Annotated in this window: 22 protein-coding genes; 12 read left to right on the top strand and 10 right to left on the bottom strand. The window is 43.4% G+C overall.

What is annotated here, in order from left to right:
* Positions 1-99: 99 nt before the first annotated feature.
* Positions 100-360: a DUF1289 domain-containing protein gene (locus tag K08M4_RS05825; RefSeq protein ID WP_017109882.1), complete on the bottom strand. Its 261-nt coding sequence runs from the start codon at positions 358-360 to the stop codon at positions 100-102.
* A 190-nt stretch (positions 361-550) separates the two neighbouring features.
* Here K08M4_RS05825 and K08M4_RS05820 point away from each other — a divergent pair, with 190 nt between their 5' ends.
* From K08M4_RS05820 to K08M4_RS05800, 5 genes are all read left to right on the top strand, one after another.
* Entirely contained in the window at positions 551-997 is a 447-nt protein-coding gene (locus tag K08M4_RS05820) for an META domain-containing protein (protein ID WP_009846444.1), read from the top strand.
* 315 nt (positions 998-1312) lie between these two features.
* Entirely contained in the window at positions 1313-2479 is a 1167-nt protein-coding gene (locus K08M4_RS05815) for an ABC transporter substrate-binding protein (protein ID WP_086049169.1), read from the top strand.
* Between the two features lie 5 nt (positions 2480-2484).
* A complete protein-coding gene (locus tag K08M4_RS05810; protein ID WP_086049168.1) occupies positions 2485-4185 on the top strand; it encodes an ABC transporter permease in 1701 nt (566 codons plus the stop codon).
* On the top strand, positions 4151-4801 hold the full coding sequence (locus K08M4_RS05805) for an ATP-binding cassette domain-containing protein (RefSeq protein ID WP_012603669.1): 651 nt from the start codon (positions 4151-4153) through the stop codon (positions 4799-4801). The genes K08M4_RS05810 and K08M4_RS05805 overlap by 35 nt, the downstream gene beginning before the upstream one ends.
* Positions 4791-5408, top strand: coding sequence for a CDP-alcohol phosphatidyltransferase family protein (locus K08M4_RS05800; protein ID WP_086049167.1), 618 nt, complete (start codon positions 4791-4793; stop codon positions 5406-5408). Before K08M4_RS05805 ends, K08M4_RS05800 begins: the two co-directional genes overlap by 11 nt.
* A 140-nt stretch (positions 5409-5548) precedes the next feature.
* On the opposite strand, the gene K08M4_RS05795 is transcribed toward K08M4_RS05800, so the two are convergent.
* From K08M4_RS05795 to hisC, 8 genes are all read right to left on the bottom strand, one after another.
* The gene (locus K08M4_RS05795) at positions 5549-6103 is read right to left on the bottom strand and encodes a TetR/AcrR family transcriptional regulator (RefSeq protein WP_232460224.1); all 555 of its coding nucleotides are present in this window, start codon (positions 6101-6103) and stop codon (positions 5549-5551) included.
* A 366-nt stretch (positions 6104-6469) separates the two neighbouring features.
* Complete coding sequence (locus tag K08M4_RS05790) at positions 6470-6865, bottom strand: phosphate ABC transporter substrate-binding protein (RefSeq protein ID WP_017104256.1); 396 nt, start codon at positions 6863-6865, stop codon at positions 6470-6472.
* An 11-nt stretch (positions 6866-6876) separates the two neighbouring features.
* Positions 6877-8124: a hypothetical protein gene (locus K08M4_RS05785; protein ID WP_086049165.1), complete on the bottom strand. Its 1248-nt coding sequence runs from the start codon at positions 8122-8124 to the stop codon at positions 6877-6879.
* A 12-nt stretch (positions 8125-8136) separates the two neighbouring features.
* Positions 8137-9756, bottom strand: a complete 1620-nt coding sequence (locus K08M4_RS05780) for a methyl-accepting chemotaxis protein (protein WP_086049164.1) — start codon at positions 9754-9756, stop codon at positions 8137-8139.
* Positions 9757-9859: 103 nt separating this feature from the next.
* Positions 9860-11065 (bottom strand): EAL domain-containing response regulator, encoded by a 1206-nt coding sequence (locus K08M4_RS05775; RefSeq protein ID WP_086049163.1) that lies wholly within the window; start codon positions 11063-11065, stop codon positions 9860-9862.
* Complete coding sequence (locus K08M4_RS05770; protein WP_086049162.1) at positions 11062-15354, bottom strand: ATP-binding protein; 4293 nt, start codon at positions 15352-15354, stop codon at positions 11062-11064. Before K08M4_RS05770 ends, K08M4_RS05775 begins: the two co-directional genes overlap by 4 nt.
* 218 nt (positions 15355-15572) lie before the next feature.
* Positions 15573-16346 carry an ABC transporter substrate-binding protein gene (locus tag K08M4_RS05765; RefSeq protein ID WP_086050388.1) on the bottom strand — a complete coding sequence of 258 codons (774 nt, stop codon included), beginning with the start codon at positions 16344-16346 and terminating at the stop codon, positions 15573-15575.
* A 10-nt stretch (positions 16347-16356) separates the two neighbouring features.
* Positions 16357-17490, bottom strand: coding sequence for a histidinol-phosphate transaminase (gene hisC, locus K08M4_RS05760; RefSeq protein WP_086049161.1), 1134 nt, complete (start codon positions 17488-17490; stop codon positions 16357-16359).
* A 180-nt stretch (positions 17491-17670) separates the two neighbouring features.
* Between hisC and K08M4_RS05750 the strand changes: the two genes are divergently transcribed.
* The 6 genes from K08M4_RS05750 to K08M4_RS05725 all read left to right on the top strand — a co-directional run bounded on the left by K08M4_RS05750 (position 17671) and on the right by K08M4_RS05725 (position 21329).
* Positions 17671-18558, top strand: coding sequence for a LysR substrate-binding domain-containing protein (locus K08M4_RS05750; protein WP_086049160.1), 888 nt, complete (start codon positions 17671-17673; stop codon positions 18556-18558).
* Positions 18559-18844: 286 nt separating this feature from the next.
* Entirely contained in the window at positions 18845-19093 is a 249-nt protein-coding gene (locus tag K08M4_RS05745; RefSeq protein WP_017069991.1) for a hypothetical protein, read from the top strand.
* Positions 19094-19226: 133 nt separating this feature from the next.
* Entirely contained in the window at positions 19227-19847 is a 621-nt protein-coding gene (locus K08M4_RS05740) for a septation protein A (RefSeq protein WP_086049159.1), read from the top strand.
* Between the two features lie 195 nt (positions 19848-20042).
* Entirely contained in the window at positions 20043-20441 is a 399-nt protein-coding gene (gene yciA / locus K08M4_RS05735; protein ID WP_086049158.1) for an acyl-CoA thioester hydrolase YciA, read from the top strand.
* 194 nt (positions 20442-20635) lie between these two features.
* On the top strand, positions 20636-20932 hold the full coding sequence (locus tag K08M4_RS05730) for a YciI family protein (RefSeq protein ID WP_012603655.1): 297 nt from the start codon (positions 20636-20638) through the stop codon (positions 20930-20932).
* 1 nt (position 20933) lies between these two features.
* Positions 20934-21329, top strand: coding sequence for a GspS/AspS pilotin family protein (locus K08M4_RS05725; RefSeq protein WP_086049157.1), 396 nt, complete (start codon positions 20934-20936; stop codon positions 21327-21329).
* A 94-nt stretch (positions 21330-21423) separates the two neighbouring features.
* Here K08M4_RS05725 and metE read toward each other — a convergent pair whose 3' ends face one another.
* A complete protein-coding gene (gene metE / locus K08M4_RS05720; protein WP_086049156.1) occupies positions 21424-23772 on the bottom strand; it encodes a 5-methyltetrahydropteroyltriglutamate--homocysteine S-methyltransferase in 2349 nt (782 codons plus the stop codon).
* 279 nt (positions 23773-24051) lie between these two features.
* Between metE and K08M4_RS05715 the strand changes: the two genes are divergently transcribed.
* Positions 24052-24963 (top strand): LysR substrate-binding domain-containing protein, encoded by a 912-nt coding sequence (locus K08M4_RS05715; RefSeq protein ID WP_086049155.1) that lies wholly within the window; start codon positions 24052-24054, stop codon positions 24961-24963.
* Positions 24964-25038: the final 75 nt, after the last annotated feature.

Raw genomic sequence — 25038 nt, 5'->3', positions numbered from 1 at the left:
CTCCTTCTGGTACAAAGGTACCTACCTTAATATTACACCCCAACCATTATGTAAAGTAATAGTTACTTCGGAGTTAAATAAAAACTCAATAGTTATTGTTTAGCCGAAAAGATCTCTTTGGGGACTTGTGTTTCCCTCTTCTTCTTCAGGCTTACCAACCAAGTTGTTTTGCTTCATTATTTTTCTTCTATAGCGCTGACGGCATAATTTTATGACATGCAACTGCTCCGCAGATGTCATCGACATCCAATTAAAGCGCTCTTCTCTTTTGCGCATACAGCCATGGCAATAGCCTTTTTCATCGCTTGAGCAAACCCCAACACAAGGGCTTGGAACTTGGAAAAACTCTAACTGCTCCACCCTGTCTCCTTACACATCGAAATTAAGCTTACTAATTCAAAAATAAGCGATTAATTTGTCGCCAGACCGATTAAATCCATACTAAACTATGACCTTATACTGACACATATAGTGTTTTGTAAACTATACTTTGAACCCATCAAGTTACACATATTCAGTAACTTCGTTCTTTCCTTTGGAGCCTTATAATATGAAGTTTAGTTCAAAAAAATTACTAGCAGTAGCCGCTTTACCTATGATGCTAGCAGCATGCACAACAACAGGTGATAACGCGATGCAAGTAACACCAACCGATCTACAGCACCATAATTGGGAACTTGCTCAAATTGATGGCAAGAACATTGAGAAAAGCGAACACCAAGCGACACCTCGTCTAGAGATCGGCGAAAAGATGACGGCAAACGGCATGGCTGGTTGTAACAACTTCTTCGGTCAAGGCGAACTAAAAGACGGTCAATTCCGCATTAAGCAAATGGGCATGACCATGAAAATGTGTCACGGCTCTGCGATGGAAATCGAACAATCGGTTTCAGCGACTCTAAGCGAGTGGAGCGACGTAACACTAACAAACGATACGCTAGTATTGAAAAACGATGTACACACGCTAACGTACACAATTCGTGACTGGGTAAACTAATCCGTCATCGAAACCAAATATTGATTAAAGGAGCCCTAGTGGCTCCTTTTTTATTGCTTTCTTACACTCATGATTCCTTAAAAACTGACACGCATCGCTTACTTTTCGTACCAAACCCCAATAAACCTAAAAAATCTATCATTTGAGTGCAATAAATTCATCAGTTCAACGGTCTGTTGCTAGGATGGTAAGAGCCCTTAAGTAATTGATTGAATTTACTGTTGAATTAGAAATTATTTCAGAAACAGATAGAATAACTGTAGGGAGTTTGAAAATACAATGCTCTTACCCGTTCACTACCAAATGGAAAAGTTTATGAACAAGATAGTAAGTACGTTAGGAATCATGGCAACCGTTGCATACAGCGCAACCATTTATGCTGATGAAGCAACATCAACCGATAGCTGGAACCAAATTGAACAGCAGGCAGAGGGAGAAACTGTCTACTTTCACGCTTGGGGCGGAAGCCAAGAGATCAATCGTTACCTACAATGGGCAGGCAAGAAGTTACAGAGTGACTACGGTGTTACCTTAAAGCATGTCAAAGTCACTGATATTGCCGAAACCACTACTCGCTTACTTGCAGAAAAGGCGGCAGGCAAGAACACCGAAGGCAGTGTCGATATCGTTTGGATTAATGGTGAAAACTTCCGTTCGATGAAAGACAACGCGCTGTTGTTTGGACCATTCACAGAATCACTTCCAAACTGGCAGTACGTTGATAAATCTTTACCGATTGATGTCGACTTCTCTGAACCGACAGAAGGCCTAGAAGCACCATGGGGCGTTGGACAACTTGTGTTCATCCATGACCAAGAAACGCTGCACAATCCGCCACAATCGTTTTCAGAGATGTTGAGCTACGCTCAAGCTTTCCCTAACCGCTTGAGCTACCCTCGCCCACCTGAATTTCACGGCACCAGCTTCATCAAGTCTCTACTGATTGAGCTAACAGACAACAACCCTGCACTTGCTAAGCCTGTGTCTGAAGACAACTTCCAAGAAGTTACGGCACCACTTTGGGCTTACTTAGATAAATTTCATAAAGTGGCATGGCGTGGTGGCAAACAATTCCCAGCAGGCACATCTGAAAGTATCCAACTTCTGGATGATGGTCAGCTCGATTTAGCCATTACCTTTAATCCAAACTCTGTGTATTCAGCACAAGCGAGTGGCCGATTAGCCGAAACCACCAAGGCTTATGCATTAAAAAGCGGGGCTCTATCTAACATCCACTTCCTTGCGATTCCTTGGAATGCTAATGCAAGTGCTGGCGCTCAGGTAACCATCAACTTCTTGTTGAGCCCTGAAGCACAATCACGCAAAGGCGACCTCAATGTTTGGGGCGATCCTTCAGTGTTGAGCAGCAAGTACTTAACAGGTAGCGCTAAAAACACCCAACAATTTAAATCAATTGATGAACCACACCCAAGCTGGCAAAACGCGCTCGAGAAAGAGTGGCTTAAGCGATACGGTAACTAAAATTCATGCTACGCGCTCTATATTTTGTTGTTATAGCTGTGTGCATTGTCCCTACGATTCCTGGGGTAGCGGGAGTAGTGGCCTCGTCACTGAGTTTCATCCCGCCCCTAGGTTTAAAGGAACCAACACTCAACGGTTTTAACCAAGTCTTTCAATGGGAAGGGGCTTGGCACTCTATTGGTTTGAGCCTAGGGTCAGCAATTGCAAGCAGCTATATCGCCTGCTTCCTGACTTTTTGTATTCTTCAAGCCTCTTGGGGAAACAAGTTTTGGAGAAAGATTGAGTTAACGCTATCGCCAATGCTTGCCATTCCGCATGTGGCTTTCGCTATCGGCTTTGCTTTTCTATTTAGCCCAACCGGGCTTGGCGCAAGAGCCGTACATCACTTGCTCGGCGAATCAGCTACAAGCTCTGAATTGGCTTTGCTGATAAAAGATCCTTACGCGTTTGGCCTCATCATCATGTTGGCGCTCAAAGAAGTCCCGTTCTTATTGCTGATGAGCATATCGATACTTCAACAAATCGATGTTGAACGCATCACTAAGGTCAGTGCCTCACTCGGTTACAGCCGTGCTCAGATCTGGTGGAAGTGTATTTTCCCACAATGGTTTACTAAGCTTCGCTTCCCAATGCTGGCGGTACTCGCCTATAGCGTGTCGGTTGTCGACATTGCTCTGATCATTGGCCCAACCAACCCGCCAACTTTTGCCGTTTTAGTATGGCAATGGTTTAACGACCCAGACCTTAACCTACTCCCACGAGCTGCAGCTGGCGCCATCATTTTATTTGGTTTGGCTTCGTTGATCATCGCCTTAGCGCGTTTAATCGAATGGGCGGTTTTGAAGTACTTTCGAACTTGGCAATATTCAGGCAGAACAGGTACAAACCTTCCAGGGAAAACGATCTTCGCAGTGCTTGCGACATTGTCACTGTTGATCATTCCGCTAATGGGGATTTGGAGTGTTGCTCAGCGGTGGCGCTTCCCTGATTTACTTCCAAGTCGCTATAGCATGCGTTTTTGGGAGTTTGAGTGGGATAGCATCATGAGTACCGTCGGACAAAGCTTATGGATTGGCCTTATTGCTGCTTCCGTTGCTTTATTACTCGCGCTGGTTGCTCATGAATACCGAATCAAATACAAGTGGCAAGTTCCGGGCTTCATTATCGCGATTCCCATGTTGATACCTCAACTCTCGGTATTGTTTGGTATGCAGGTCACCACACTCTACGTTGGCAGTAGTGCTTATGAGTTCTGGGTGATTTGGGCGCATGTTTTCTTTGCTTTCCCGTTTGTGTATCTGTCTTTGGACGGCCCGTGGAAAAGCTTCAATGATAGGTTGATTAAAGCCTCACTTAGCCTAGGTAAATCGCCATTTCAGAGTTGGTACTCCATCAAGCTGCCTATCTTGCTACCCGCAATTGCCTTTGCTTGGGCGGTCGGGATCAGCGTAAGTTTGGCTCAGTACTTACCCACCTTGATGCTCGGCGCGGGCCGTATTAGCACAATCACCACAGAAGCCGTTGCCCTTACCAGTGGTTTCGACCGCAGGGTGACTGCAATTTATGCTATCTGGCAAGCCTTATTGCCTCTGTTCTTTTTCTCTTTAGCGATATTAGTCAGCCGACTTCAACTCAGATATCGCCGTCTTACTTTTAAAGGTTTTCTAACGAATGAGTCTGCACCTCAACGACCTCGCCATCCGTAAAAACGATGGTGTATCGCTGTTTTCAGCGCTAAACGTAACATTAGAATCAGGCCAAGTATTGGCTTTGATGGGGCCGAGCGGCTGCGGAAAATCGACCTTGTTGGACGCCGTAGCTGGGCACTTAAATGATGAGTTTTCGTATTCTGGCACCGTTATTTTGAACGACATTCAGCTGGATGACCTGCCTTCACATCAGCGTGAAGTCGGTATTCTATTTCAAGATGACTTGTTGTTCCCTCACCTCAAGGTATGGGAAAACTTGGCGTTCTCTCTGCCTAATTCAATTAAGGGCTCCGCTCGTCAACAGCAAGCGATGGCTGCACTAAAAGACATAGAACTAACTCACTTGGCAGAGTCTTTCCCGGATCAAATATCTGGCGGTCAACGTGCAAGAATCAGCTTAACTCGTATGTTATTGGCGAAGCCGAAGCTCGCCCTACTCGACGAACCGTTTAGTAAGTTAGACCAAGAGTTAAGAGCACAATTTCGCGATTGGGTCTTCGAACAGCTGACAAAAGCAAATATCCCAACATTAATGGTCACGCACGACGAAGCTGACGTACCTCAAGGGGCGCAAGTGCTGTCTTGGCCATGGAGGAGTCATCATGCTGGATAAGTACTCCATCAAGGTCATTAAGTGGCCATTAAACCAATCAGCTAAGTTACTGAACCAATTTGGTATCACAGCTAATCAAACCACCTTATTTGGCTTTCTGGTCGGGTGTTTAGCATTTGCAGCGTTGGCATTTCAACAATATGAATGGGCGCTAGGTTTCATTGTATTCAACCGAGTATGTGATGGGCTTGATGGGGCTTTGGCTCGAATCCAAGGCATCAGCGATGCGGGCGGCTTCCTCGATATCAGCCTAGATTTCCTATTCTACTCGCTGATACCTTTTGGATTTGTCATTGCGAACCCAGAACACAACGCCATTGCCGGTGCATTTTTGATCTTCTCTTTTATCGGTACAGGCAGCAGCTTTTTAGCGTTTGCGGTTATGGCAGGCAAGCGAGGCATCGAAAACCCAGTCTATAAACATAAGTCTCTCTACTACATGTCGGGGCTAACCGAAGGCACAGAAACCATCGCCTGTTTCATTGCCTTCTGTATTTGGCCTCAACACTTTGCTGTTATCGCCTACACCTTTGGCACCGCGTGCTGGCTAACTACGTTCATGCGAATTTACTTTGGATTCCAGACACTCAAGGATCAAACCAATTAGTATTTGTTTCTGTATTTCTCATAAACAAAAACGCCGCTCAAATGAGCGGCGTTTTTTCGTGTCAGTTTTTGAGGAATTAGGAGTTAAGACTTAAAACCCCAAAATGTAACTTACGAATAATTCATTTAATAAGCAGTTATTTAATAAGCAAAGCGAGTCTCTTCTTTAAATAAGCTAGCTATAACCTCTTGGTATTGCATAAGGTTAAACGTAGAGTTGTCATTGTTATATTTTTGTTGCTTACTTGCTAAATATGGTTGAGACACTAACGACGTAACCAACATCTGGTAATAATGAAAGTTTGACTCGTTACAGCCATCAACTAAATAAAGAAGATTTTCAAGAGTCTTATTGTAGGTGTAACCAAACTTAGACTCTTTGAGTCGTTGAACATTGTCGTAGTTATAAGAGCTACCGCCAAAAGTGAATAATAAAAAGATGTTAGGCGCAGCTTCCCAAAACTCGATAAGTTCAGAAAGTAAGTGTTGTAATTGTATTCCATCCACTCTCTGATACTTTGAGAACTGGTCTTGAAAGCGACTTGTATGCTCTTCGATGAGCTGATCAAACAATTGCTCTTTGTTATTAAAGTAATAAAGAATTAACGCGGGGCTTACACCCGCAGACTTAGCAATAGACCGAATTGAAACTTTACTATAAGGCTGAGAAATAAATAGCTTTTCTGCTGAGCTCAAGATTTTTGTTCTTTTGTCATTTAGCATCAGATTGTATCCTCACCTATTTGTTTATATTACCCGCGCATTCTATAACTCAACCAAATAATCTCAACATGCCCATTTTTATATCAAACAAACTAAATGAATAAAAATATAAAAAATTTGGATTTTTTAGAAAATAGAACAAAAAACAACCAGCAAGATTGCCTTATGAAACAATAGGATAGGGAATTGACAAGCGAGTGTAAGCGGTAAGTTAGAGAGTTCGAGCAGTATGTAAGCCAATGTAAGAGTGGCGCCCTATTAGAGCGCCACACGAAAAGCCTTTACTTTGCAGCTCAAACTTTTATTTTATAGCTCATTCTTGTGCTATGTAGTTCAAGATTAGAGTTTTAGAAGAACCTTAACTGAGCTATCAACTAAAGAGTCATCGATATAAGCAATTTTGTTTGAAGAGCTAGCGACCATGTCTTTCGCTAAGCTTTCTTGACCTACAGCTTTAGGTGGTTGACCTTTACCCGTAAATACTCGCTTTGCCCAGTAAGCTTGAAGCTGTGCTTCTGTCTTCTTTGTAATTGCTTGGTGAAAAGTACCCTTAAGTGGGTGACCGTCTTCCAAGTCTACCGCTTCAATCTGTAGAGACTTTGCTTTACCTAGATACAGTTTTTTAACTGTTGAAGCGTCCAGCTCACTCATTGATGGATTACCAACAACAACCAAACCAGCGAAAGCGTTCATGCTGCTAAGAAGAGCAGCGGCTACCAATGCTTTTTTAAACATAATTCTCTTCCTTAAAATACAGCGTCGACTTTAACCGTGTACAAGATGTTGTCTTCGTTCTTGTAAGACGCGTTAACACCACCATTAGTTGAACCAAAGTTAGTTAGGTAACTAACATCACCTTTCAGCGCGATATTAGGCATGAAATCCCAACGAGTACCAATGCTGTAAGTTGTGCGCTGGATATTCATGTTGCTCGCAACCTTGACAGCAGAACCGTAAGCATAAGCCGCTGATAGCGTAGGTTTTTGTTTGTAATTAGCACCTGCACGTTTTACTTGGTTGTTACGCTCTGAATCATCCGTCGTTTCCATGTGCGCAACCGTCACGTAAGGCGTGAATTCGTTCACACGGTAAGCCGCTGTTAGGTAAGCAGAATCTACATCGTGGTAGAAGCCTTCAACCGTGGTACGAGTGACTTCTGAAACTAGCGCTAGGTTACCGTTGTCGTATCGACCACCAATTCCGTAGAACTTCGCTTTCTCATCGTTAAACGTTGTGTTTAGAAGAGACTTGTTGTTTGTGTTCCAGTTTGTTGTTGAGCTCACTACTGCTTGAGCGTAAACCGCACGTAGCGTCCAAGTATCATCTGTCCAGTTGATCACACCACCAGCGATATCATCAAACTGCGTATCAGCATTGTAGCTATGCTTAGACGCTGAAAGCTTTTGTGAACCTACGAAACCTTGGAATGATACTGTGCTGTCGTCTAACTCAACGTCATAGATGAAATCACCACCAGTAAGTGAAGTAAGAACCACAGAACCGTAAACTTCGCTAGGTACGCGTACGCTTGTTTGAGCGTAACCCACTTCTAGGTAGTCAGAGTACATGAACAGAGGAAGACGTAGCTTACCGCCACGGACTGTCAAATTTGGTGTTACTTTATGGCTTAGAAATGCCCACTCAACATCCGGTGTCCAGTTTTCTTTCTTGTTACCGCGCGCAACCATTTGCACTACAGCTGAAGTAGAGTCGTTAACTTCAAACTCACCTTGCAAACCAATTAGAGAACCTTCATCAAAGCGTACTTTGTTTTGTGACTTCATGAAACCATGGCTATTGTTACCAAGTTGCATGTTCAAAGACGCAAAACCATTGAAGCTAAATTTATCAGCGACTGAATTTAGTTCTTTTGCTTCAAGAATAGCGACCTTGTTTTCAAGCTCAGCCAATTTTTGCTCATCTGTAGCGTGTGCAGCGAATGAAGTCGCAAGTGCTACCGCTAACGGCAATAAGCGAAAAGAGGAGTTAGTCATTGTTGTTCTCCGTTATACTTTAAATTGTGATGTTGATTTACTCAGCTCTGTAACGATGCCACTCAGTTGGTGACTTAGAGCTTCGAGTTGATCTGTCGACTGAGACACTTGATGAGAGCACTGTCTAAAATCATCCATATGGGTGTGGATTTGTTTTGAAGCACGAGCTTGATGCTCTGTAGTACTTGCAATTTGTTTGTTGAGCTCGGTAATTTCTTCTACCTGGCCACTAATTTCTAATAGATAGTCACCCGCGTTTTGCGCGTCTCCAACCGCCTGTGACGAGCTCGCTAAGCCTTGGTCCATAGCGCCAACAGCAGCGTTAGAGCCGGACTTAAGGTCGACCAACAAGGCATTAATTTCTGTTGCGGATTGTTGAGTATTGTTCGCTAACACGCGCACTTCGTCGGACACAACAGCAAAGCCTCGGCCATGTTCACCAGCTCGCGCAGCTTCAATTGCAGCATTTAGTGCTAACAAATTCGTTTGCTCAGCGACACTTTGTATTGTGTTTAGTATTGAGCCAACATTGCTTGCATTCTGATCGAGTTCTTTCAACTTACAGGCCGTATCACGGATGTTTGTCGCAAGCTCTTCAATTTCTTTACTCGTTTTAAGAACCACTTGTGTTCCTGTTTGAGCACTAGAGTTGGCTTTTTGTGCTTGAGAATCTGCATGCGATGCAAAGTTAACAACTTGTTCTATGAGGTCGATGATGTTATTGACCGCCTCGGTAACCTCTTCGATGTGATCACGTTGAGTGCTATTTAGAGCCAAGGTTTGATTCGACTCGCTACGAATCTTGTCGCTGACAACCTCGAGCTCGTGTCCAATGCTTAACGTACTCGCGATAATGCCTTGTAGCTTTTCAATAAATTGATTAAAGCTCTCAACAAGTGTTGATATCTCATCTTTTCCTGCGTAGTCGATGCGTACCGTTAAGTCACCATCCCCTGTCGCAATCGCCTTCATCTTTTCTGTCACAAGCAATATTGAGCTAATAACCGACTTGAATATTGCGTAACCAACAGAAATAACAGACATCAAAAAGAACACACCTAACCAAATAGATTGATTAGCAGCGTCGTTAGCGGCTTTTTCAGAGTGCAAGATAGTGTCTACGACCTTCTGACTCGCGGATGCACGTAACGTCTCGCTTAACGCAACTAATGAATCATATTCAGTGCTAAGTTGGTTCGCTCTGGAGGTCAGGCTCTCGAAAGAGTCATTGAGATTAATAAAATCTTCGCTCAGCGCGTACGCAGAATCCGTGTACCTTGCTAGTTGTTGTGACAGTTTATTAAAAGCTGTCGCTTGTGAAGGTAAAACATCGGCACCACGACTCGCTTCAATTTGAAGTTCAGAAGAAATTTGACGTGCAAAATCGAGAGCTTGCTCATCTTCCATCACGACAGCAGCTTCGAACTGTTGCTTCACGTTAGGTAAAAGAGAATATATTTTCGTCGCATGCTCAAGTGCAGGGTAGTAACTTGACTCTAACTGCTTTAGGCGCTGACTATTATCATTATGAATAAAGACATTTATCGAGATAATGGCAGCTAGGCTAAGAGATATTATTGAGAGCAGTACAATAAACTGTACTTTAATGTTGATATAGCGAGACAATAGCATAAGGTTTTTTCATTAGCGCTGGTTGTGGCTGATGGTAACGTTTGTTCATATTTAATAGCGAACACATTCACTAAACAAATTTACCGTTATGTTCAAAGCCCGCTTATTTAATTTCTTTAATTAAGTTCAGCTCTTTAATTTTTCTGTCCCAGTCTTCTTTCCACTCTAATAGTTTACGAGCAGGCATTGGACGAGCGATAAAATAGCCCTGAACCAATGTGTCGACATTACTGATTTCACGAATGTCCATCCAAAGAGAATGATCCTCAACCCCTTCAGCAACCGTACTCAGTTCTAATAAGTGAGCCAAGTAGAGAGTAGCGCGAACAATGGCATGGCTTGAACGACTGCTCTGAATGTTTTTCACAAAGTCGATATCCAGTTTCAGTGCTGAAAATGGCAGGTCATCTAATTGCTTGAGTGAAGAGTAACCTGTTCCAAAGTCGTCAATCGCCAGGGGAATACCACGCATGCAGATCCTCGTGGTGGACGCTAAAGCAAGAGCGACACTTTCAACTAAATCAGATTCTGTTAATTCCAATTTTATCTGCTCTGTCTCAAGTTCACCTTGGTCGATCAAAGCGAAGATATAATCAACAATATCACCGTCAATAATATCTTTAGCTGTCAGGTTTATTGCAAATCTCCGCTCTCCGAGAAATGACTTCTCATTGATCGCTTGATTGATTAAATACTTCATCACCTCTCCCATTTTTCCTGACTCAAGTAACCGAGACAAAAAGAAAAAAGGGCTGAGTACGCCATAACGAGGGTGCTGCCATCGAATTAGCGATTCACTTTCTCGCCATTCACCACTATGGATACACACTATCGGTTGGTAATAGAACATAAACTCTTGGTTGCTTACCGCTTTTGCTATGTCTTCATCCGTAATAACGATGTCGCTATTAGAATTGGAAGCAGCCGCTTCTTTTGTAGAGTTAAGGTTAATTAACTTTGACAGCGACTCTTTTGCTATTGGCTTCTCAAGAACACCAAGCAAATTCAGGTTAAACGCTTTACACATCTTCCTTGCGGCATCGAGCACTGTTTTGCTTTCCGCACTTGTGATGATGATATTGCCTTGAAAATCGGCCTCAGCAAGGCGTTTTAGGAGTTCGATACCATCGATCATCGGCATATTCAGATCACATAAGATCAAATCGACAGAAGAGGCTTCAATAAACTCTAGAGCCTTATATCCACATTCAAAAGGTTGGATATTTTCCATACCCAAACTCTTTAAAACCATCCCCATTACATTCAATTGAAAAGGGTGATCTTCTATCACTACAACATGCTGGTTCATGGTAGCTCCTTAAATGGTTTGATTGATTCTGAACAATAAGTCTTCAATTGGTTCGTCAGCTGTTCGAGGTTATCGTAATGTGCTTGAATACCATCTAAGTCACTTAAGGAGACCAATTCCATTGTTTGCAATTGATTGGCAATGTCCTCTGTGCCTACCATTTTTGCAGCTCCCTTCATCTTATGAGCTACCTGTTTAATGGCTTCGAGATCTCGCTGTTCACACGCAGCTTGAAGCAGAGGCATGTCAGCTTGATGGCTCTTGATAAAGTCAGTGATGATCTGCATGACGAGATCTTGGTCACCAAACAATTCGGTTAAGTTGGCGAGATCAATCGGAGCAGAGCTCGGCTCACTTTTAGGCTCCGAGGAACTAATACAAGGCTTATCGACAACAGATTGCACCTTATCAAGATGTTTGATTATGGTGTCGCCAATCACCCTTAATTTGGTTGGTTTTGATAAGAAGTCATCCATACCAATCTCAAAGCACTTATCATTTTCCCCTTGCACAGCGTTTGCGGTTAACGCAATGATCGGAAGACGAGGTTGGTTTTGGGTCTGCTCTTTTACTCGGATCTGCCTCGTTAATTCGTAGCCATCCATCTCAGGCATGTGGCAATCGGTAATTAGCAGCCCATAATCTTCATTATCTAAGGCAACAAGTGCTTCCTTGCCGTTATCTACCATGTCGGCATGGAAACCTAATTGCTCAATTTGTTGAAGAATTATCTGTTGATTGATTGGGTGATCTTCCGCTATTAAGATAAGTCTTTGATTCTGTTTGGCAGACTCGCGCGACTCAGTACTCAATTTCAGATTATTATCATCTTGGACAACATCTTCCACAAACGCAGGACAGTTGTGCAAACAGTGCATCAACTGCGAAGGCAACAATGGGTTTGCTGACAGATTCCAGCCCAATTTGCATGGAGCAGGCGAAAGCATTCCTTGTTCACTGACACAAATAAACTGCACGCTTTCGGCGAACGTATCAATGCTCTGATCTAGCTCATGAGGAATAAACACAAAATCAGGCTCAATGGTATCGACCCAGTATGCGAGCTCTTTAGTCACCTGAACATTCTTTGAAATAACCTTAATACCCCAAGAGGTTAGATAGTTCTCTAATTCAGATTGCTGCATGAACGTTTTGGTAAGTAGCGCCACCTTGCCATTCATGTCCGCTCTGTTATTTTCAGCGAGCGTTTTAAGCGGCAGCGTAATAGAGAACGTTGAACCAATGTTGATCTTACTCGTTACGTTAAGACTGCCACCCATTTGTTCAATAAGTTGCTTCGAGATAGTCAAACCAAGGCCTGAACCACCATATTTCCTCGTGGTTCCTTCATCGGCTTGAACAAAAGGTTGGAATAGGTTTCGAATGTGTTCTTCACTGATGCCAATACCACTGTCAAACACCTCGAAACAAATTTGTTGCTGTTCACCATCCAGGTCGAGTAACTTTGCCGCTAAACCTACGGTTCCATATTCTGTAAATTTAATGGCATTGCTCAACAAATTATTCAGAACTTGCCCAATACGAATGTCATCCATTAAGACTAAATCATTCAACTCAGGGTCTAACCAAAATTTGAACTGTAACCCTTTGGCGTGAGCTTGCCTCGCCTGCAACTGAGTCACTCTAAGAGTCAATGTATCTAGGCTTGCAGGCTGATAATCTAGGGTCAGCTTACCGGCTTCAATCTTCGAGAAATCGAGTATATCGTTAACAATATGCAGTAGGTTATTCGCAGATTGGCTCAGCGTTGTATGGATTTTTTGAACTTCATAATCAACTTCATATTGCTCTGACAATTCCAACAAGCTAACAATCCCTCCCAATGGAGTTCGGATTTCATGACTCATGTTTGCCAAAAATCGAGACTTTGCCTCTGTGGCAGCGATAGCACTTTGTCTTGCTTGTGTTAGCTCTTCTTGCTGTTGTTTTAGCTCAGTGATATCAGTAAGAACAGAGTCCCATTCATAATAATCACCAAGATCAGAAATCTTACTCTGCAAATTGAGCCATCGGTTTTGGTTATCAATATTCACTCCAATATCGAGGCTTAGTTTTCCCTCTTTATTTCCACTACGTACCTTCTTAATTAAGGTTCGACGATCCTGAGCATTAAGCGGTGCGAAAAAACTAATTGGAGAGCGGCGCAATTGAGCAGGAGTAAGCCCTAAAAGCTCCTCTACCCCATTACTAATAAAGACGAATTCAATATCGTGAAGACTTCGTTTGGGCTGAATATGCTGTATAACCGCGCCATGCAAATTGTTCGCCAGTTTCTGTACTCGGTCATCGGCACTTTTTGCAATTTTTTTCGCTTCGTAAAGCTCAGTAAGATCATCAAGAATGGTCACTGAGCCTTCGATATTCCCGTTGGAGATATAAGGGCACTTCCAATACGCGTAGTGTTTACTGCCTTGCGGCGAAACGACTTCTTTTTCTAAGCGAGGTAAAACAACCCCGTGATGGATCATTGTGTCTTCATCGGAGTTATTAACGATGCTTCCTTCGATCAACTCAAAACCAGTAAGCTGCTGCGCGGCACTGTTCAGACTGATTATCTGGTTATCCAAGTTACGCACAACAATAGGAAACGGCATTGCGTCCAACAATGAACGCTCGAACTCCACTTGATGTTTGAGAGCGGATTCAGTTCGCTTTCGATCTTCAACTTCACGTCTTAGTTTCCAGCTCCATGCCATTACAAGCATAATGAGCACCGATGCGACAGAGATTAAAATGGCAGCACCCAAGATAACATCTGCCGTATCCACGCCTGATTCATAAGACACATCCAACCAATGCTTCTTGATCTGCTGATACTTGTGATGAGGTATGGCGAACAGCGCTTTGTTAATAATATTGTTCAGCACTTCTTGGTCGGCTTCGACACTGTAGGCGACTGGAATATCGTTGTCTTTAGATAGCAGGCTTGTTACGCGTAAGTACCCTGAATACTGGCCCTGTAATAGAGGAGACGCTAAATAGAGCGAAAGCATCGCTGAGTCTACCTCTCCTGTATCCACGGCATCGAGCAAAAGCAACTCAGAGCTATAGGTCTTAATTGGGCAAGCCTCACAATAGCGTTTCACAAGCTCTATTCCGACACTGTCGTTTATAGTTCCAATAACGGAGCTCTTCGTTAACTCACCGAATACCGCCAATTTACTCGTATCACTTTTACCAACCAGTGCCCACGGCTCAACCATGAAAGGCTTAGAATAGAGGTGATGCTCATCGTCACCAGTAGAAGGTGTCGCCTTAGTATGAATTACTGGAAGAGAAACTGGATGAGCTTGGTTACCCTGTAAATCGAGGTCGTTGTCGTAAATAAAGTTTAACCCCGTAAGTCGGGATATTTCACTCAATATATCAATCGAAATACCATCAGGCTTACCTTCACTATTCATGAAAGATATAGGCTTAGAGTCTGCCGTCGATGATACATATATGTTCGGATTAAGAAGCAGGAACTGCTGTTCTTTTTCAGTTAATAGCAGCTTGTTTTTACTAACGACTAACAGAAGACGCCTTTGTATTTCGTTCAACCACTTTTTGCGAATATTAACAAGCTTGCTTGAGTTATCTTGGTTTATAGCGTTGTTGATAATACCCAGCAACTTCCTATTTTCAGTCGTATCCAGCAAGGCAATAACATAATTATTTAAGGGTAAACCATCATGTAAGTTGACCGACAAAAATAACTCATAGGGGCTATTCATTAACTTGTTGTGCAGTAACACTCCATCATCAACAATGGCTAACGCGTTCTCTCGAGCTACAGCAGCAATCGCGGTTTGATAGGATGAATATGACTTAAAAGAAGAAAATGGGAGAAGCGATTTCACAGAAGACGCGTTACTCGAGTCTTCAAAATAAGCTAGGTTTCGTCCCTTCATTAATAAGTGGCTTTCAATAGGCTCACTACTTAGGCTAACCATTCGACTAGATAAGATAGGTTTAGAGTAAATAACACCGCTACTAGAAACATTTTGTTCAGCCGTAATAATGGCATCAACTTGTTCAGTTTTAAGTACGTTATTTAGATCCGACGGCGAATGAAAACCGACAAACTCCAAGCCATTCAACTCACGCTCTGCATAGAAACCGGTCAATTCAGGTAATAATCCCGAAACCTCCCCCTCTTGGACAACAACGTACGGAGAAAATCCTGAGGTTTGAACTCCGATTGTAATCGAACCACTAGCCTTAACGTAAAAAGATACGGAAGAAGCCAGGATAATTAGAGAAAGTAGATTAAAAGCGCGGAACATGAATAACCTAGAGTTTTATTAATTAGTGCACCTTATATCTTATTCACAGTCTCGACTCACCAATTTGCACTGAACAATATGGAACTTCTGTTTAACGCAATCGTTCACCCAAGTTTAAACACCTCAAAACCCATAATGACAGTTTTAAGAAACAAAAAATCCGAGAGCCTCACAGCCCTCGGATTTTTTTGGTGTTCTACTTTCAGATGCTAGGCGAATTACAAATCAGCGCCATAGATATCAAAAGTGAAGTACTTAGAGGCTATCTTGTCGTAGGTACCGTTTGCTCTAATCTCTTCAATCGCGGCATTGAATTGTTTCGCCAGTTTTGAATCCTGCTTTCTTAGTGCTAAAGCCGTACCTTCGCCAATGTAGGCTTTGTCTGTTACCGCTTTACCCTTGAATTCAAAGCCCTCACCTTCTTTCTTATCTAAGAAAGCCAATGAAAGTTGATCTGAATTGCCAAAGGTTAGATCTAGACGACCGTTTTGCAGATCCAAATACACTTCATCTTGGCCGGTATAACGCTTAATGTTTGCCACATCGCCAAACTTGTCGGTTACGTAGCGATCGTGAATCGTACCTTGCTGAACACCGATGGTTTTGCCTGTTAAGCCTGCCTCATCTACGCTGAACTCCACGCTTTTAGCTGCAACAAACACGGCTGGAGTTTGGTAGTACTTGTCAGTAAACAAAATCTTGCGCTTACGCTCTTCAGTAATACGCATCGAAGCCATAATCACATCTGACTTTCTCGCCAATAAACTTGGAATTAGCGAGTCCCAACTTTGTGAAACCCAAGTACAGTCTAATTTAGCTTGCTCACACAAAGCGTCAGCTATCTCAATATCAAACCCGACAGGCACACCGTCACTGTTTTTATAGTTGAATGGCGGATAGGTAAAGTCTGACGCCAAGCGGATTTCTTTCGCCTGCACCGTGGTACCAAGTAAAGCGGCCGCACAAGCGAGTCCTAGTATTATCTTTTTCATCATTGCCATCCTAGATATGATCTTTATCGAGTTGAGATTGAGTTTCTTTATGCTGAGATTGTTTGCCTTGTTGATTCTTTTCTAATTCGGTTTGGTAGCGTGTTAGTGACGTTATCACTTCTAGCATGCTCTCTTGGCTACCAATACTGATTCGTACACAGTTACGCAAAGCAGGTTCGTGGTTTTGGTTTCTTGTCACAATGCCATCCTTCGCCAATACGCTGAATATATGATGCCCAGGTTTTTGACGCAGCAAAATGAAGTTCGTCGATGAAGGGTAAACTGACTCGATAAAATCAAACTGAGTTAACTCACAGGCAAACCAATTACGTAATTCGACCAACTTTAACGCCGTATCTTCCATCACCGAGACTCGTTCATCAGACAATGCGTCTAGCACTATTTGAGATGAGCAATCTGGCATCGGATAAGGGGGAACCAGTTTCGCGACATACTGCATCACATTTTGACTCGCTAAGATAAAGCCACAACGAACCGCAGCCAATCCAAACGCCTTTGATAAAGTGCGAATCACGACTAGATGCGGATAACGCTCAATAAGGCTCACAGCCGATGTCTGAGGTTCAAATTCAATATACGCTTCATCAACCACGACTAACGATTTACCCACCGTTCCTTCCAGTACCTCAATGAGGTCGGCTTTTGGAATTACATTGCCCGTCGGGTTGTTTGGTGAACAAAGAAAGACAAGATTGACCAGTTCCGCCTTATTCACAATATCAGCGACGTTCAGGCTGAAGTCTTCCTGCAATGGGGAGTCCAAGGTATTTATCGCCAATGCATCGGCGCAAAACTCATACATAGCATACGTTGGAGAACAGATAAGTATGTTGTCGCTCGCCGGCTTACAGAATGTTCTGATCAGCAAATCAATCGCTTCATCTGCGCCACGAACAGCAACCGTCGCTGCATCAGTGCCACAGTAACCTTGGTAAGCCTTAGCAATATCTTGTGGTAAGAAGTCTGGGTATCGATTGTGACTCGCCTCTCCTTGAAACAACGAGCTTTCCAATTCATTGGCGTTTAGCCAGACACGTCCATCACCACCAATTCTTCTTGCCGATTGATAAGGTATTAATTTTTTTACAGCCTGAGGTACTAAGCTATCAATAAAAGATGTCAAGAAGCTATCCCTTCCACAAAATCACAATGTCTTCACCACTGCCTTTATATTCAAAAAATGCAATTTATACACATATTGAATCACAAATGATGATTAAGTATTTACATTCAAACAGAACACTATTGATAAATGAATCGAAATAATCACATAATAGCCATGATAAAAAGTCATAGGTGATGTATGAATAAAACTCTCCCTTCCACAAAAACATTGCTCGCATTCTTGTCTACAGCTAAGCATCTCAACTTTACACGCGCTGCACATGAGCTCAATGTTACGCAAGGTGCAGTAAGCCGTCAGGTATTGTCGTTTGAAGAAAGCCTTGGATGTGACCTTTTCTACCGACATGCTCGCGGGCTGTCATTAACTCCTAAGGGAGAAGAGTTAGTTCCGCTGATTCAAAATACCATTCAGCAGCTGCAATCAGCGCTTAATCAGGTTGCCAGCTCTCCATCGAAGATCAAACTCAACGCACCAAGTTGTATCACCTCTTGGCTATTGCCCAAGCTAATGTCATTTCAACAAGCTTTTCCAGAAATCGATGTAGAGTTGACCTCAACAATAAAACACGTTTTCGAGCCAAGCTTTGACCCTTTTGATGCCGTTATTACCTATGGTAAGAAGCCAAACCAACAATCGATTATCAGCCAACTCTTGTTCAACGAGCAACTGGCGCCCGTTTGCCAAGCGCAAAGCATTACGCAAAGCCACCTTGTAAGTGACGCGTCGACCATCATCAAGCCACACAAGCTTGCCCAATACACTTGGCTACACGCCAATAATGAGCAGAGTGATTGGCGACTTTGGTTAGAACACATCGGCAGCCACGACCTTTCAAGCAAGAATAACCAACAGTTTGCCACGCTCGATCAAGCCATGAATGCTGCCATTCAAGGGTTTGGGATAGCCATAGGCGATATCACGCTAGCGAAGCAAGATATCGATTTAGGTAGGTTGGTGAAAGTGAGTGAAGGCAGCGTCTTCTCAGGAAATGGTTACTTCTTGCTGCAACCCAAGAATCGTCAAAATGCATCATTATCTACTCTGGTAGATTGGCTTGTTGATTAACGGCATTCATCATTGGTAGGCACGTACTACAAGCGATAGTCGAGCGTCATTTTGAGAATTTCAACATTCTCAAAATGAAACTATTTTATCTCTGTGACGTATTGGCTGTCATAGAACAGAACGCACCTTCCTTTAACTGTTTGAAAAGAAATTCAATTCTATTTTGTAGGAAACTTGTTCTGTTCAATTGGATAAAATGGCATTCGAATTGCTTTGTCATAGATAACCCAACCAATATACAGCAGGTTGCATCATTTTCGCTGCAGCTTGTCACGGAGGATAGGCTATGACCTTACAAAGACATACGTATTACGGCTTGATTCACCATGGAATTAAAACTCTATTAATGGACAGAATTGGCCACTTCACAGAACGTGAATATCACGAGTATCTCGACCTAACGACAGGCAAATCGACGTGTTTTGCCATGAGTGAGCAAGAGCTCGAAAACACCTTAGACAGCTTAAAGAGCGAAGGTTACCTTGAAGATATCAAGAAGCTAATACCTCGCTACCAAACCTCGTCAATGCGTTAACCTGTTAGAGCTCGCCAAACACGATAAGCGGTTAGATGTAATTAATTGGCACCCAATTGTCTCGGGCTATTTAGCATCGAGACAGTTTTGGTTAGACTGTCTGCAACTCAACTAACTGGATAGTCAGTGTCTCATGAAGCAAATCCTTGATTTCATTCCTCTCATTATTTTCTTTGCGCTTTATAAGATGTACGACATCTATACCGCGACCGGTGCTTTGATTGTTGCTTCTGCTGTTCAAATCGTTCTGACGTACGTTATCTACAAGAAAGTAGAAAAAATGCAGATCATCACCTTTCTAATGGTTGCCGTATTTGGTGGCATGACCATATTCTTGCACGATGACAACTTCATAAAATGGAAAGTCACCATCGTTTATGCCCTGTTTGCGATTGGTCTGACGGTCAGTCACATCATGGGCAAGTCAGCAATTAAAGGTATGTTAGGTAAAGAGATCTCACTTCCTGAAGCGGTATGGGGCAAGATCAACTGGGCTTGGACTCTGTTCTTCACATTGTGTGCGATCCTCAATGTTTACGTTGCTTTCAACCTGCCATTGGATGTGTGGGTCAACTTCAAAGTGTTTGGCCTTCTCATCGCTACTTTTGCATTTACCTTGCTAACGGGCGTTTATATCTATAAACATTTACCAAAAGAGCAGCTTGAGTCAAAAGAACCGCGTCAGCAAAAAGACCAAATTCCAGAAAACGATAAGCAACAAGAGCTCTCAGGTAAAAATACCGACGAGAAATAACCCTTGGGCATGAGTCCTCATCCCCTTTTTGATATAATTATTATCAATATGCGATTTAACAGTGGCCAATGATACTCGAGATCATTGGCCACTGATTATTTGTGTTCGGTGGCGACATTAAAAATTCGACCACCGCGAGTCTCGTAAACACATCTATTTTTATATAAAACAATCAATACCATTAAGAGTACGACAATGACTATTCAATCAACTTTGAACCCGATTGGTTCTTTACTTCTTCGCACTTTAGCGATGCCTTCTGATACCAATGCGGCAGGGCAAATATTCGGTGGTTGGATAATGTCTCAGCTTGACCTTGCTGGCGGCATACTGGCGAAAGAGATCTCTAACGGCAAGATAGTCACTGTTTCAGTATCGAGTATTGAGTTCAAACAGCCTGTTTCAGTGGGCGATGTGGTGTGTGTTTATGGTGACTGTACTAAGATTGGTCGTAGCTCGATGAATATCGATCTAGAAGTATGGGTTAAGCCTGTACTTGATCATGGTATCGGAGATCGTTACAAAGTTTGTGGCGCGACATTCAACTACGTTGCCGTTGATGAAAGTGGTAAGCCTCGCCAAATCAACAAATAGCACCTTTATTAAGCGTGTGGTATCGATGGTCTTTAGTTTATATAAATGAAATTGCTAGAGACCATACAATCCTCTCGCACCAATTCACAATTTCTTATCATTGGCTCTTCCAATACCGATTAGTTCGCGTAAATTAGCAAGATAGCGAATTAAAACGCCCTCAATTTAGTGAAGTAAAATAAGGATATCTCAACATGTGGTACGTGATTTTTTCTCAAGACGTCGAAAACTCATTAGAAAAACGCCTAAGTGTTCGCCCACAACATCTAGAACGCCTACAAACACTTCACGATGAAGGTCGACTGTTAACAGCAGGTCCAATGCCAGCCATTGATTCAGATAACCCTGGTGAAGCAGGGTTCACAGGTTCTACTGTAATTGCTGAATTCAACTCTTTGGAAGACGCACAAGCATGGGCTGATGCAGACCCGTACATCGCTGCGGGTGTCTACCAGAATGTGATTGTTAAACCATTCAAGAAAGTATTTTAACGTGAAAAAATGGATTATTGGGTCACTGGCTATTGCCCTACTCGCAGGCTGTAGCTCATCAAGTGAACAAGACAAACAACGACAGTTAGAGATGATGGCTCACCATCGTGCCGGCGTACTTTCAGCAGGCTTGCCTATTGAGTATGGTCCTCTGTCTATCATGCGTGTGCTTGCCAAAAATACTGTCGTCGAAATCATGATGATCTACAACCAAGATGCAAAAGGTGCTAAGCCTTTAAACCAAGTTGTAGATATGAGTGTGAATAGCTACTGCACCAACTCTGAAGTAAGAGCTAACCTCGACATGGGCTTAGCTTACAACATCAAGATTCGCAATACGCGCGGACAACTGATGGTTGAAAAGCTGATCAGTAAAGAGACGTGTCAGAGCAGCTAGATTCGAACAAGTATAAAACCAGAAGGCCTCGCAAATGCGAGGTCTTTTTTGTGGTTCATCACGGATTAGCGGGTCAATCAAATCTTAGACTGAATTATGCCTCAGCTGATTCCCACTCTTTACGCAGTGTCTTCGTCGCCGAAACTAAATTAGTGAGTGCCGCTTCTGTCTCAGCCCAGTTACGTGTCTTCAACCCACAATCAGGGTTTGCCCACAAACGTTCTGCCGGAATTTTCTCTGCCGCTTTCTTAAGTAAATCAACAATCCACTCTTCTGACGGAATGTTTGGCGAGTGAATATCGTAAACGCCAGGTCCAATCGCATTCGGATAGTTAAACTCTTCAAACGCTTTCAGCAATTCCATGTTCGAGCGAGAAGTCTCAATGGTAATCACATCGGCATCTAGCGCGGCCACTGAATCAATGATCTCGTTGAACTCGCTGTAACACATATGGGTATGAATCTGAGTTTCTGGTTTAGCACTCGCCGCTGAGATCTTAAAGGCATCCACTGCCCATTCTAAGTATTCTGCATGGTCACGTTTTTTCAGAGGTAAACCTTCGCGAATAGCCGGCTCATCGATTTGGATAATGTTGATGCCAGCGTCTTGTAAATCAGATACCTCATCACGCAGAGCAAACGCCAATTGATTGGTGATCTCCTTACGTGAGATATCTTCACGTGGGAATGTCCAACATAAAATAGTGACGGGTCCTGTCAGCATCCCTTTCATCTGTTTCGAGGTCAGGGATTGCGCATAAGTCGACCACTCGACCGTCATTGGTTTTTCACGCTCGATATCCGCAACCACAATCGCCGGTTTCACGCAACGAGAGCCATAACTTTGTACCCAACCAAACTTAGTGGTTTGGAAGCCTGCTAGGTTTTCTGCAAAGTACTCCACCATGTCATTGCGTTCCGCCTCGCCATGCACAAGCACATCCAAATCTAAGGCTTCTTGGCGCTTAACAGCATCAGCAATATGACCTTTCAATGCGGTTGTGTATTCCGCTTCATTCAGTTTGCCAGTTCGGTAAGCACTACGCTGAAGACGAATCTCTCCTGTCTGTGGGAACGAACCAATGGTTGTGGTTGGTAACAGCGGTAAGCCGAGAACTTCAGACTGATGCGCTGCGCGCTCGGCGTATGGAGCACTTCGCTCTGCCAGTGCTTTGGTAATGGTATTGAGTCGAGCCTGAACTTGCGGCTTGTTTACATGAGTCGCGCTCTTACGAGCAACAATAGGTTGGCTGTAAGTCTCACACGCTAAAATGGCATTTTGATCGCCGTCTAACGCGGCCCCCAACAAGCTCACCTCGGTCACTTTCTGTTTTGCAAAGGCAAACCAACTTTTCACTTCTTCGCTGAGCGTTTCTTCTAACTCCAAATCAACAGGGCTATGCAGCAATGAACACGAACTTGCGATCCAAAGCTTATCTCCTAGCTTGTCTTTTACAGGTTGTAGGCGCTGTAACTGAGCGGCTAAATCCGCTCGCCACACATTGCGTCCATTGATTGCACCTGCCGAAAGCACCCAGTCTTGTGGTAGCTTGTTTACCACTTCATTGAGTTGCTGCGGTGCTGCAGCCAAGTCGATGTGTAAACCGTTGACAGGCAGTTCTACGATTTTATCTAACGTGTCTGTTACCGAATCAAAGTAAGTGGTAAGCAATAGTTTCACATCGCCTTGAATCACTTGATACGCCAGTTTGAATGCATCGGCCCATGTTTTCTCAAGTTCCAGAGAAAGGATAGGTTCGTCGATTTGCACCCACTCAACACCCAACTTGGATAGTTTAGCCAAAATCGCTTGGTAGGCAGTAAGAAGGCGAGGCAACAGAGTTAAGCGGTCAAAGCCCTCTTCCACTTCTTTGCCTAGGTACAAGTAAGACAGTGGGCCGAGAAGTACAGGCTTAACCTTGTGTCCTGCTTTTATCGCTTCGCTCACTTCCTCGAACAGCTGTGGCCAACTCACCTCGAACGAATCATCTTTACTGAATTCAGGAACAATATAGTGGTAGTTAGTGTTGAACCACTTAGTCATATCAGACGCCGCTGTACTGTCTTTAGTGCCACTTTCCAAACCATGTTGACCACCACAGCAGGTTGGCTGCGTTTGAGATTGACCACGACCAACCCGGAACAAAGTATCTAAATCTGGAAAGGCTTTTTCACCGTCGGAACCACCAGCATGACGCTTTGGCACGTGACCTAAAAGTAGCGTTGTTGTGAGTACATGGTCGTACCATGCGAAGTCACCCGCAGTTGCAAAGCTTAGATTCGCGTTGGCTTGTACATTCCAGTTACGATTTCTTAGCTCGCTGCCGAGCTGCTTAAGTTCTGATTGGTCAATCTCACCGCGCCAGTACTTCTCTAGTGAGAACTTAAGTTCGCGTTTTTCGCCGATGCGTGGGTAACCAAGAATATGCGTTGTTGTCGTCATGAGTCTGTTCCTTATTCGATAATTCTAATTTCCGGTTAGACTGCCTTTGATGATTTTACTTTTTCACAAAGGCGTCTGGATGGCTAAACTATCGCCCTAATCCGATCGATGGACAACGTCCAAATATTCATCTTGTTTATTAATAATATTCATCTTGAATCGCCCAAAGATGAACAGTTTAAATCCATCTGGACATCTAGACGTTTACAAAAGATCAAAAACACCGTAGGGTGATTATTAAGAAATATTGAATTGGCTTAGGAAATATGAGGAATACTCATGATAGAGCTTAAACACCTTCGAACATTGACCACCTTGAGAGACAGCGGCTCGCTGACGGCGACCGCAACTTCTCTTCATCTGACGCAGTCGGCACTTTCTCACCAGTTGAAAGACCTTGAGGCCCGTATCGGCGGTCAGCTTTTTTTGCGTAAAACAAGGCCGGTTAAGTTTACATCGGAAGGCGAAATCTTGTTAAAACTGGCTGATGAGATACAGCCACAAATCGCCAAAGCTGAAAACGAACTCGCAAGCCTAAAAGAAGATGTGAATGGCCGATTGCACATGGCGATCGAGTGTCACTCATGCTTCCAATGGCTAATGCCCGCTTTGAAGGAATACCAAGTTGCTTGGCCAAGCGTGACCTTAGATTTCTCGTCAGGGTTTGGGTTCGAGCCTCTACCGGCATTGATGGCTGGAGAACTCGATTTGGTGATCACCTCCGATATACAGCCCCGTTCTGAAGTTCACTACGAACCGCTTTTCGATTTTGAGATGCGTCTTATCACCGCGATCAACTCTCCTTTAGCCGAAAAGCCGAGTATTGAACCGCAAGATCTTAGTGATATTACGATGCTCTCTTATCCGGTTCAAAAGCAGCGTCTCGATGTAGTGAAACACTTTTTGCAACCCGCAGGCGTTGAACCAAAGAAATGGAAACAGGCAGACAACACATTAATGTTGGTACAAATGGTATCAGCAGGCTTAGGTGTCGCAGCATTACCAAACTGGGCGATCAGTGAATTTTCAAGGCAAGGACTCATTGCCAGCAAACCATTAGGCAAAGGGCTTTCAAGAAGGTTATTCGCAGCGGTAAGAAACTCAGAAAAAGACAAACGCTACCTGCAAGCTTTCTTTAGCACGGCAAGACAGCAAAGTAAGAGTCACCTAGATGGCATTGAGGTCGTTTAAGAGACGCGTTGTTGGGTTAGTTTATGCCAGCGTTGAACCTGATAGGCATGCGCCAGAAACAAAAAAGTCACAGAT

It is taken from the genome of Vibrio syngnathi, from assembly GCF_002119525.1.
In the GTDB taxonomy this organism is placed as follows: Bacteria; Pseudomonadota; Gammaproteobacteria; order Enterobacterales; family Vibrionaceae; genus Vibrio; species Vibrio syngnathi.
The sequence above is the reverse complement of the archived record's forward strand: the minus strand, read 5'-3'. Positions and strand labels throughout refer to the sequence as shown.